The 10,700-nt window shown below is 66.9% G+C and carries 9 protein-coding genes; all 9 read right to left on the reverse strand.

From position 1 onward, the window contains the following. Nucleotides 1–61: 61 nt before the first annotated feature. Nucleotides 62–469, reverse strand: coding sequence for a hypothetical protein (locus KAR29_RS05710; RefSeq protein ID WP_274374651.1), 408 nt, complete (start codon nucleotides 467–469; stop codon nucleotides 62–64). Nucleotides 470–568: 99 nt separating this feature from the next. Next, the gene (gene nhaC, locus KAR29_RS05715) at nucleotides 569–2,086 is read right to left on the reverse strand and encodes a Na+/H+ antiporter NhaC (RefSeq protein WP_274374652.1); all 1,518 of its coding nucleotides are present in this window, start codon (nucleotides 2,084–2,086) and stop codon (nucleotides 569–571) included. Nucleotides 2,087–2,355: 269 nt separating this feature from the next. Further along, nucleotides 2,356–3,210: a peptidylprolyl isomerase gene (locus KAR29_RS05720; RefSeq protein WP_274374653.1), complete on the reverse strand. Its 855-nt coding sequence runs from the start codon at nucleotides 3,208–3,210 to the stop codon at nucleotides 2,356–2,358. Between the two features lie 126 nt (nucleotides 3,211–3,336). After that, complete coding sequence (locus tag KAR29_RS05725) at nucleotides 3,337–5,844, reverse strand: ATP-dependent Clp protease ATP-binding subunit (protein WP_274374654.1); 2,508 nt, start codon at nucleotides 5,842–5,844, stop codon at nucleotides 3,337–3,339. Between the two features lie 42 nt (nucleotides 5,845–5,886). Further along, entirely contained in the window at nucleotides 5,887–6,933 is a 1,047-nt protein-coding gene (locus KAR29_RS05730) for an ATP--guanido phosphotransferase (RefSeq protein ID WP_274374655.1), read from the reverse strand. Then, entirely contained in the window at nucleotides 6,930–7,439 is a 510-nt protein-coding gene (locus KAR29_RS05735) for a UvrB/UvrC motif-containing protein (protein WP_274374656.1), read from the reverse strand. Before KAR29_RS05735 ends, KAR29_RS05730 begins: the two co-directional genes overlap by 4 nt. Nucleotides 7,440–7,450: 11 nt before the next feature. Further along, nucleotides 7,451–7,930 carry a CtsR family transcriptional regulator gene (locus KAR29_RS05740; protein WP_274374657.1) on the reverse strand — a complete coding sequence of 160 codons (480 nt, stop codon included), beginning with the start codon at nucleotides 7,928–7,930 and terminating at the stop codon, nucleotides 7,451–7,453. A gap of 73 nt (nucleotides 7,931–8,003) precedes the next feature. Then, a complete protein-coding gene (gene plsY / locus KAR29_RS05745) occupies nucleotides 8,004–8,591 on the reverse strand; it encodes a glycerol-3-phosphate 1-O-acyltransferase PlsY (protein ID WP_274374658.1) in 588 nt (195 codons plus the stop codon). Next, the gene (locus KAR29_RS05750) at nucleotides 8,588–10,684 is read right to left on the reverse strand and encodes an acetate--CoA ligase family protein (RefSeq protein ID WP_274374659.1); all 2,097 of its coding nucleotides are present in this window, start codon (nucleotides 10,682–10,684) and stop codon (nucleotides 8,588–8,590) included. Before KAR29_RS05750 ends, plsY begins: the two co-directional genes overlap by 4 nt. Between the last annotated feature and the right edge of the window lie 16 nt (nucleotides 10,685–10,700).

Here is a 10,700-nt window from a genome sequence, read left to right on the forward strand (position 1 = left end):
CCGGACCGGGATGACTCGAATCATACGCCATTCCTCTTTTCACGAAAAGCCCTGCAAGTCATCAGATGACGTCAATCTCAACTCCCGGGCATTTGGCCCGGAGGAGGGTTTCCAGCGGCTCGCGCTGCTCCCTGTCGAAGAGAAGCCTCCACCCCGTCTCGCCCCTCTCGAAGAAGGCCATCATCTGCCTTCCCTTCAGGGCCAGGGTCACGAAGGCCACCTCCCCCCAGGGGAGGACCTCCCTTCTCGAGGCGAACCAGCTTCCCGACTCTCTGACGATGCCCTCGTCGGCGAGGTACATCCTCTTGCTGTAGCCCGCGGCGTAGGCGCAGCAGACGCCGACGATCAGCTTGTGGAAGGAGAACTGCCTCAGGGCGTCGGCGGCGAGGAGGAGGCCGATGACGAGGGCCAGACGGGCCATCCATTTGGGGAAGGGCGTTCCCGATTTCGAGGAGAGGATCGCGTTCATGGGGGGACCTCCTTGAGCGGCGATGGCACGACGGGGAGCGGCGCCTGCGCCCCTCCCCGTCGTTGACGACAGTCGATGAGCCCGATCGGCTCCGCGCCCTCAGGCCTTGTCGGCCTTGGGGTCCTTGCCCTCCTGCCAGGAGACGGCGATGCCCAGGTAGCTCATGACGATGGCCACGATGGGGTTGAGGTAGTTCAGGAAGGCGAAGGGGGCGTAGGCCAGGGTGGGAACGCCCAACACGCCTGCGTTGTAGGCGCCGCAGGTGTTCCAGGGGATGAGGACCGACGTGAGGGTGCCGCAGTCCTCGAGGGAGCGCGAGAGCATCTTGGGATGGAGCCCCTTCTCGTCGAAGGCGCCCTTGAACATCCGTCCCGGCATGACGATGGACAGGTACTGGTCTCCCAGGAAGAGGTTGGAGACGAAGCAGGAGGCGATGACGGCCGCCACGAGGCCGCCGACGCTGCGGACGCCCTTGAGGATCGTGTGGAGGAGGACTTCGAGGAAGCCGCAGCGCTCCATCATGCCGCCGAAGGAGAGGGCGCAGAGGATGAGGGAGATGGTCCACATCATCGAGTCCAGGCCGCCGCGGGTGAGGAGCTCGTTGAGCATGCCGCCCACCTCCTGGGCCATCTCGGGGGCGACGCCGACGATGCTGTGGTCGGCCATGAGCTGGGATACGGCCTCGAGGGTCTCCGCCCCGGCGATCTCCGAGGCGAGAGCGGCCTCGTAGCCGTAGTGGAGGGCGCCGATGATGTCGCCCATGCCCGTTCCCTGGGCGATGCACATGAGGACGGCGGCGCCGATGCCGGCGGCCAGGCCCGGGAGGGCCGGCAGCTTGGCCACGGCCAGGACGATGACGATGAGGGGCGGGATGAGCCCCATGGGGCTGATGTGGAACTCGGCGGCCATGAGGGCCTGGATGGCGTCGATGCGGCTGGCGTCGAGGGTGCCGCTGCCGTACTTCATGCCGAAGAAGATGGCCAGGGCGGCGACGATGACGTAGGTGACGCCCGTCGTGGCCACCATGGCCCTAATGTGAGTGAAGAGGTCCGTGCCGGCCACGGCGGGGGCCAGGTTGGTCGTGTCCGAAAGGGGCGACATCTTGTCGCCGAAGTAGGCGCCGGAGATGACGAGGCCCGCCGTCAGGGGCGCGGGAATGCCCAGGCCGGCGCCGATGCCCATGAGGGCGATGCCGACGGTGCCCGTCGTGCCCCAGGACGTCCCCGTCGCCAGACCGACGACGGAGCAGATGAGAAGGGAAGCGAGAAGGAAGAAGCCCGGCGAGAGGATATCGAGGCCGTAGTAGATCATGGAGGGGACGCTGCCGCTGAGGATCCAGGAGCCGACGATGAGACCGACGGTCATGAGGATGATGATGGCCTGGAGGGCCATGGTGATTCCCTGAAGCATGCCTTCCTCGATCTCGCTCCAGCGGATGCCCAGGACCCAACGGCCGACGAAGGCCGTCAGAGTGGCCGAGAAGACGATGGGGATGTGGGCGTCGACGCCCAGTTTGAGGACGCCGAAGCTGATCATGGCCGCCGCGGCGACGAGGACGAGGAGGGCCTCGACGAAGGAGGGCTTTCGCCCCTTCTTTTCAACGGACAAATCGGACATTATCTCTGTTTCCCCCTTTCGAAAATGAAGAAAAGTGTTACGAAATAAATAAACCGAAATTCGACTTCGTTACCGACCTCCCCGGAGAACGGGATTCATGACGCTGTTCCCATTATATTCCAATTTGAGCACCTGTAAAGCCGCCGGCGCATTTCGCCCTAATGCCCCCTTAAAGCACATATAAAGATAACGGGAGGGAGCGCGGCCTCGAGGCCGCACTCCCTCCCGAAGAAATCGACTGAACCGGATCGGCTCGGGATTTTAGTAAGCTACTGCGTTATCCGTCCCAATCCTTTCGCCGCCGCCTCGTTGACGACGTACTCCCCCGAGGCGCGGAGCCGTTCGATCTCGGACTTCATGTAGTGCTGCTGGAGGGCCTGGGCGACGAGGGGACGGGCCTCGGCGTAGCTCAGGGTCCGGCCGTCGCGGCGCTCGAGGACCTCCATGACGTGCCAGCCGAAGTCGCTCTTGACGGGCCCGCCGAGGCGACCGGCCTTGAGGGAGAAGGCGGTCTCCTCGAAGGAGGGCACCGTCTGCCCCCGCTCGACCCAGCCCAGATCGCCGCCCTTGCGGGCGCTCCCCTGATCGACGCTCTCCCTGGCGGCCACTTCGGCGAAGTTCTCGCCGCTCATGGCCTTGAGAAGGACGGAACGGGCCTTCTCCTCCGAATCGACGAGGATGTGGCGGACGTGGACGGCCTCGTTCTGGACGAAGTCGGCCTCATGGGCCGCATAGTAGGCCTCCATGGCCTTTTCGGAGAGATCCCAGCCGGCGGCGACCTGGGCCATGTAGGCCTGGGAGAGGGTCTGGATGGCATCCCAGCGGAGACGACGCGCCACGCCCTCGTCGAGCTGATAGCCCTTGCGCTGGGCCGCCTGGGCCAGCAGGAGGGCATCGGTGATCTGGGTGACGAAGTCGAGCTTCTCCTCCTCGGACATCTGGGCCATCATGATCATGGCCATGGCCTCGTTGCCGTTGGCGTGCTGGGAGAGGATGAACCGGAGGTCACCGTCGGTGACGGTCTCCGATCCGACCTGAGAGACCACGGCGGGAGCGGCGTGAAGGGGAAGGGCCGCGAAGGCCAGGGCGAGAGTCGCCGTCAGAACGAGCACTGTTTTCTTCAACGTGAAAACGCCTCCTAAAAGAATTGACCTCCCCCCCCTGGAGGGAGGTCCCCGGGAAATCCCGCTCCGTCGATGCTAACAGAAGGGGCAAGAGATGTCATCCGCCTCCCTGCGGAACCGCCCCTGTCAGGCCGGATTCGCCGTCTCCTCCGCCTCGCGGCTTTCCTCCGGGCGGGCCTCGCTCCTCTCGCGGGCGATGAAGCGCAGCTCCTCTCCGTCGACGTCGATCAGGAAGGAGGAGCCCGGGGCGGCCCCGCCCTCCAGCAGGAGATCGGCCATGCGATCCTCGACGAGGCGCTGGAGGGTGCGCCTCAGGGGACGGGCGCCGAATTTGGCGTCGAAACCCTTCTCCAGCAGGAACAGCCGGGCCCCGTCGGAGAGGGTGATGTCGATCTGCCGTTCGGCCAGGCGCTTGACGATCTCCGACACCATGATGGCGACGATCTGAAGGAGCTGGTCCCGCGAGAGGTGCTGAAAGACGACGGTCTCGTCGACGCGGTTGAGAAACTCGGGGCGGAAGGTTCGCCGCACCGATTCGAGGATCCGCTCCTTCTCCTTCTTCCAGTCGGCCATGGCCCCATCGGTCTCGGAGGCGAATCCCAGGGCCTTCCCCCTGTCCATCCCCTGGGCGCCGACGTTGCTCGTCATCATGACGACGGCGTTGCGGAAGTCGACGGTATGTCCCTGTCCGTCGGTGAGACGGCCGTCCTCCATGACCTGCAGAAGGAGGTTGAAGACGTCGGGGTGGGCCTTCTCGATCTCGTCGAAGAGAACGACGGAGTAGGGACGGCGTCGGATGGCCTCGGTGAGCTTGCCCCCCTCGTCGTAGCCGACGTAGCCCGGAGGGGCTCCGATGAGTTTGGCCACTTCGTGGCGCTCCATGAACTCGCTCATGTCGAGGCGGATCATGGCGTCGTCGCTGCCGAAGAGGAAGGAGGCCAGGGCCCGGGCCAACTCCGTCTTGCCCACGCCCGTCGGCCCCAGACAGAGGAAACTTCCGATGGGGCGGCGAGGGTCCTTCATGCCGCTCCGAGCCCGGCGGATGGCCCGCGAGACGGCGCTGACGGCCTCGTCCTGGCCGATGAGCCGCCGATGGATCTCCTCCTCCATGCGCAGGAGGCGACGGGCCTCCTCCTCGGTGAGCTGGACGACGGGAACGCCCGTCCATTCGGAGACGATGGCGGCGATGTCTTCGGAGCCCAGGACGGGCTCCTCCTGATTGCGCCTGATCTGCCACTCCTTGCGCCTCGCCTCAAGCTCCTCGGCGGCGAGGCGCTCCTGATCGCGGAGGCGGGCCGCCTTTTCGAAGGCCTGAACGGCCACCGTCGACTCCTTCTCCTTGCGGAGGGCCTCGAGGTTCCGCTCCAGCTCCTTCAGCGAGGCCGGGGCCTCCATCGTCTTCAGCCGGGCCCGGGCCGCCGATTCGTCGATGAGGTCGATGGCCTTGTCGGGCAGGTAGCGGTCGGTGATGTAGCGGGCCGAGAGGCGGGAGGCCGCCTCGACGGCCTCGTCGGAGATCTTGACGCGATGGTGGGCCTCGTAGCGATCGCGGAGTCCCTTGAGGATGGAGATGGTGTCCTCCACCGTCGGCTCCCCCACCTTGACGGGCTGGAAGCGCCGCTCCAGGGCGGCGTCCTTTTCGATGTGCTTGCGGTACTCGTCCATGGTCGTGGCGCCGATGACCTGAAACTCCCCCCGGGCCAAACTGGGCTTGAGGATGTTGGCGGCGTCGACGGCCCCCTCGGCCCCGCCGGCACCGACGATGGTGTGGATCTCATCGATGAAGAGCATGACGTCGCGGGCCTCGCGAAGCTCCTTGACGAGCTTGCGCATCCGCTCCTCGAACTCGCCCCTGTACTTGGTCCCCGCCACGAGATTGCCCACGTTGAGCTGAAAGAGCCTCTTGCCCCGCAGGATTTCGGGGATGTCGCCGCTGTGGATCCTCTGGGCCAGCCCCTCGATGATGGCCGTCTTGCCCACGCCGGGGTCGCCGATGAGGACGGGGTTGTTTTTCGTCCGCCGCGAGAGGATCTGGACGACGCGCTGGATCTCCTGGGCTCGACCGATGACGGGGTCGAGTTCGCCCCCTTCGGCCATGGCCGTCAGATCGATGCCGAGCTGTTCCAGCGTCGGCGTCTTCGTCCGCGCCGTCCCCGCCTTGTGCGTTCCCGGCTCTTCGCGTCCCTCGACACCCTCGCCGCCGGAGAGGGCGGCCATCACTTCGGAGCGCACCCGGGGAAGGTCGAAGCCGGAGGAGGCCAGGACCTGCGTCGCCACTCCCTCCCCCTCGGCGACGAGGCCCAGGAGGATGTGCTCCGTTCCGACATAGTTGACGCCCATGGTGCGGGCCTCGCGCATGGCCAGGTCGAGGACGCGCTTGGCCCGCGGGCTCAGAGGGAGATCGACGGGACGCTCCTTGGGCTCGCCTCGGCCCACGATGGCCTCGACGCGGCCGCGGAGGCTTTCGAGATCGAGGCCGAACCCGCCCAGGACGTGGGCCGCCACTCCCTCTCCCTCGGCGACGAGGCCCAGGAGGATATGTTCCGTTCCGATGACGTCGTTGCCGAGTCTGAGGGCCTCTCGATGGGCCAACTGGACGACTTTCTTGCCTCGTTCGGTGAAAAACTGCCACATGGGAGAACCTCCTCGAGCCCGGATTCCCTCCGGGCCGGTTCGTCAGATTTTTCGGGCCAGCCGGGAGCGAATCAGATCGCCCCGCGCCCGGTCCCGTTCGGCCGGGGAGAGATCCCCCCCCGATCGCGCCTCCAGATGGGCCGGCTGAACGGCCAGGACGAGGCCGTTCCACTCCGGCGCCGTCAGGGGAGGAACGACGGAAAGGGCTCCGGCCATGTGAATGAAGGAGAGGTGGGCCAGGGCCTCCTTGAAGGAGAGGGATCGCCCGTAGCGGAGAAGGCCCCAGGCCCGCCAGGCCCGATCCTCGAGCTCGGCGCCTCGGTTGTCGGCCAGGGTCCGCCTGGCGCGAAACTCCTCTTCGGCGATGCGGCGCGTGACGGCCCCGACCTTCTCGGCCAGCTCCTCTTCGGCGAGGCCCAGCGTCACCTGGTTCGATATCTGGTACAGGGCCCCCTGGGCCTCCGTCCCCTCGCCGTAGGTTCCCCGCACGGTGAGACCCAGACGGTTGGCCTCGCGGAGAAGGGCGCCGACCTGGCCCAGCAGTTCCAGGGCGGGGATGTGGATCATGACGGAGGCTCTCATGCCCGTCCCGACGTTGGTGGGACAGGCCGTCAGGAAACCGAGCCTCTCGTCGAAGGCGAAATTCAGGGAGGCCGCCAGCGCCTCATGGACGGCCAGGGCCAGGCGACTCGCCTCGCCCAGCCGGAGTCCCCCCAGGACGACCTGAACCCTCAGATGGTCCTCTTCGTTGATCATGAGGGAGACGACGCCGAGGGGGTCGACGACGACGACCCTCCCCCGGCCTCCGGCGGCGAAGGCCGGGCTGATCAGGCGCCTCTCGACCAGAAGCCGCCGAGAAAGGGAATCGGCGGCGTCGACGACGATCGTCTCGCCCCCGGCCAGGGCCTCCCCCGGGGCCTCGAGAATCTGCCGTACCGTCCCGTCGAGAACCTCTTCCGAGGCGCGACAGGGGAAGGGAAGTCCGGAGAGATTGCGGGCCAACCGGACACGGCTCGAGACGGCCACGGGATAGCCTTCGCCGCCCTCCGTCCACTGGAGGGGGCGCTCGACGAGACGATGGGGGCTCATGAGGGACCTCGCAAGACGTCCCGGAGGGCGCGGATGCGGTCTCTCAGCTCGGCGGCCTGCTCGTAGCGTTCGTCGGCGACGGCCTCCTCGAGCCTCCGCCGCAGCAGAGAGAGGGATTCGCCGCCCCCGTCGACGGCTCCATCGGGGCGGAGTCCCCTGTGGACCGTCGAACCCTGGACCTTGCGCAGCAGGGGCTCGACGGTCTCCCTGAAGGCGCTGTAGCAGAGGGGACAGCCCAACATCCCCGTCCGTTTGAACTCGCCCAGATCCATGGAGCAGGAAGGGCAGAGACGGCGGGGCTCCTCCGACTCCTTCGGAAAAGGAAGGCTCCAGAGGGCGCCCAGCAGGCTCGTCGCAGGGCTTCCGAAGGAGAAATCGGGGATGACCCCCTCGGCGGCGAGTTTGCGGGCACAGTCGTGACAAAGGTGGAACTCCCGGGTCTGCCCTGCCGACGTCTGGCGGATGTGGATCTCGGCCTCCCCGTCGTTGCAGTGTTCGCACTTCATGGCCGACGTCCCTAGGAGAGGGCCAGGCTGCGCAGGAGACGCTTGAGGAGATCGGCCTGGAGCATGTCCCGCTTGTAGGGCGAGAGGTCGAAATAGTTCTCGGCCACCTCGTCCTGAAAGCGGAGGGCCACCTCGAGAAGAAGCCTCTCTCTGTCGGTGAGGATCTCCCTCTCCTGAAGGCTCGTCAACAGGTGGCGCACCTCCTGGGAGGAGATGACGTTGCCGATGATGGCCTCCAGGTGATCGACGCGCTCCTGGGGGCGGCGGAAGGTGATGCGGGCGATGCGGATGAAGCCGTGGCCCCCCCTCTGGCTCTCGACGAGAAAGCCCTTCTCGGGGGTGAAACGGCTTCGGAGGACGTAGTTGATCTGGCTGGGGACGCAGCCGAAATGCTCGGCCAGGTCTTTGCGGCGGAGGGATACGGTTGGGGCCTCCTCCTCTTCGAGGAGGCCGTGGATGTACTCTTCGATGGACCGCGTCAGGCTCGACATGGAACCCCTCCCTTGACCTTTCTTGACTCAAGGGAATTATAGCCATATGGTCAAGAAACGTCAAGAAAAAGGCCTACTTCTTCCCGACTTTGCTCTCCGTTCCGGCCCGGAGGCGGCCGATGTTGGCCCTGTGACGGACGATGGTCAGAAGGGCCAGGGCGACGGCGGCCCCCACATAGGCGCCGGGGGCCTCGAAAAGCGCCAGCAGGAGGGGAACGGCCGAGAGGGAGACCATGGAGGCCAGGGAGACGTAGCGGGAAAGACGCATGACGGCATACCAGAGGGCGCCGCCGATGAGGGCCGAGGGCGGATTGAGGAAGAAGAGGACGCCGAAGGAGGTGGCCACGCCCTTGCCCCCTTTGAAGCGGAGCCAGAAGGGGAAGTTGTGGCCGCAGACGGCGGCGACGCCGACGAGGGCCAGAATCCGGGGATCGTCGACGGCGCAGGCCCGGGCCAGGGCGATGGCCAGACCTCCCTTGATCATGTCGAAGAGGGCCACGGCGACGGCCCAGGGCTTGCCCATGACGCGGCCCACGTTGGTGGCTCCGATGTTGCCCGAGCCGTGGCGGCGGATGTCCTCGCCGCGGACGAGGCGGACGACGACGAAACCCGTCGGCGTCGAGCCGAAAAGGTAGCCCAGGACCAGCCATAGCCAGCTCATTTTTTCTGCCTCCTTACGACGAGAGCGTCGGCGGCAACGACGCCCCTCCCCTCGGGAAGGACGAAGAGGGGGTTGACGTCCAGTTCCAGAAGATCGGGTTCGGCGCAGGCCATGCGGGAGACGGCGGCCACGGCCTCGGCCAGGGCGGCGATGTCGCGTCCCCCCTCGCCCCTGACGCCTCGGAGCAGGGGGTACCCCTTGAGTTCCCCGATCATCTCCCGGGCCATCTCCTCCGTCAAGGGAGCATGGCGCAGGGAGAGGTCCTTGAGGACCTCGACGTAGATTCCTCCCAGGCCGACGGCGATCATGGGGCCGAAGAGCGGATCGCGGCTCATGCCGATCATGCACTCCATCCCTCCCTCGACCATCTCCTGGACGAGGACGCCGACGATCTCGGCCCTTTCGTCGTAGAGGGCCGCCCGCTCAAGGAGCCTGCCGTAGGCGTTCTTGAGCTCCTCCTCGTCCTTGAGGCGCAGGGCGACGATTCGGGCCTCCGTCTTGTGGAGGATGTCGGGAGACATGATCTTGAGGGCCACGGGGTAACCGATCTCCTCGGCGGCGGTCAGGGCCTCCTCTAGGGTCTGGCAGAGGCGCTCCCGCGTGACGGGGACGCCGTGAAGATCCAGGAGGCGTTTGGCGTCGTATTCCGTCAGCCGATCCGGGAAGGCGTCCAGGGCGGGCACGGCGGGAGGAAGGGCGCAGCGGGGCTGGCGGCTCCTCGTGCTCCAGCGATGAAGGGCGCCGAGAGCCCTGGCGCAGCGCTTGGGGCTGCCGAAGAGGGGGATCCGGTGACGGAGATAGTCCAGGAAAGCCCCCCCCTGCTCCTCGTTGATCATCCAGCAGCAGACCAGGGGTTTGCGGGCCCTCTCGGCGGCGCGGGCCAGATCTTCGGCCATTTTTCGACCGGCCTGGCCGGTGATCATGGAGAGAACGACGACGACCATGTCCGCCTCGTCGCTGGAGAGAACGGCGTCGAGACAGGCAGGGAAACCCTCGGGATCGTTGATGACCTGGGCCGTCATGTCGACGGGGTTGCGCGTCGATCCGAAGGCGGGAAGGTAGGGGGCCAGCCGGGCCTGAAGGGCCTCGCTGAAGAGGGGGACGGCCAGCCCCTGGTCGTCGCACTGGTCGGCCATGAGGATGCCGCCGCCGCCCGACGTGGTGAGGACGGCCACGCGGTTTCCCGCGGGGACCGTCCCGAGGGAGAAGACGCGCCCCATGTCGACGATATCGTCGGCGTCGTCGATGGCGATGACGCGATGCTGGGCCATGACGGCCGCCCAGGCCGCCCGGTCGCCGGTGAGGGCCGCCGTGTGGCTCTTGGCCGCCTCACGGGCCGTGGCGCTCCGGCCCGCCTTGAGGATGGCCACGGGGAGATCGCGGCGGCTCGCCTCGTCGAGAAGATCGAAAAAGGCCTCACCCCGATTCAGCCCCTCCAGATAGAGGACGAGAAGGCGCACCTCGGGGTCGGTGACGAAGTGGCGGGCGAAGTCGAGGACGTCGAGGTCGGCCTGATTGCCCGTGGTGACGACGTAGCGAAAGCCCACGCCCTGGTCGGCGGCCATGGCGTAGGAGGCGAAGCCGAAGGCGCCGCTCTGGGAGACGTAGGCCACGGAGCCGTCGCGGAGCGCATCGGTGTCGAGAGAGGCCGAGAAGGAGAGGGGGACGCGGTCCTTCAGGTTCACCAGTCCCTGACAGTTGGGCCCCAGAAGCCTCATGCCCCCGGCGGCGGCCTTTTCGACGAGGCGGCGCTGACTTCCGGGATCGTCCGATTCGGCGAAGCCCGACGAGAAGATGACGGCGAAGAGGACACCCCTCGCGACGCACTGGTCGACGACGGCCTCGACGAGATCGGCCCGGACGCCGACGAGGACCACGTCGGGCGTCTCCGGAAGGGAGGCGACGTCGGGCCAGCAGGGCAGCCCTCCGATCTCGCGGCGGCCGGGATTGACGGGATAGAGGGCCCCCCGGAAGCCGAGGCGGCGCAGGAGCTTGAGGGGACGGCCGGAGATGCTGTCGAGGTTGGACGAAGCGCCCACGATGGCGACGCTCCGGGGAGAGAGCAGACGCGAGAGGTCCAGAACGGGATCCATCGCTCATCCTCCTGGC

The sequence above is a fragment of the Aminithiophilus ramosus genome, from assembly GCF_018069705.1.
Taxonomy (GTDB): domain Bacteria; phylum Synergistota; class Synergistia; order Synergistales; family Aminithiophilaceae; genus Aminithiophilus; species Aminithiophilus ramosus.

Excerpts from the sequence above, each read along its gene's own strand:
- KAR29_RS05710 (WP_274374651.1), bottom strand. The coding sequence starts at position 469 with ATGAACGCGATCCTCTCCTCGAAATCGGGAACGCCCTTCCCCAAATGG.
- nhaC (WP_274374652.1), bottom strand. The coding sequence starts at position 2,086 with ATGTCCGATTTGTCCGTTGAAAAGAAGGGGCGAAAGCCCTCCTTCGTC.
- KAR29_RS05725 (WP_274374654.1), bottom strand. The coding sequence starts at position 5,844 with ATGTGGCAGTTTTTCACCGAACGAGGCAAGAAAGTCGTCCAGTTGGCC.
- KAR29_RS05730 (WP_274374655.1), bottom strand. The coding sequence starts at position 6,933 with ATGAGCCCCCATCGTCTCGTCGAGCGCCCCCTCCAGTGGACGGAGGGC.
- KAR29_RS05735 (WP_274374656.1), bottom strand. The coding sequence starts at position 7,439 with ATGAAGTGCGAACACTGCAACGACGGGGAGGCCGAGATCCACATCCGC.
- KAR29_RS05740 (WP_274374657.1), bottom strand. The coding sequence starts at position 7,930 with ATGTCGAGCCTGACGCGGTCCATCGAAGAGTACATCCACGGCCTCCTC.
- plsY (WP_274374658.1), bottom strand. The coding sequence starts at position 8,591 with ATGAGCTGGCTATGGCTGGTCCTGGGCTACCTTTTCGGCTCGACGCCG.
- KAR29_RS05750 (WP_274374659.1), bottom strand. The coding sequence starts at position 10,684 with ATGGATCCCGTTCTGGACCTCTCGCGTCTGCTCTCTCCCCGGAGCGTC.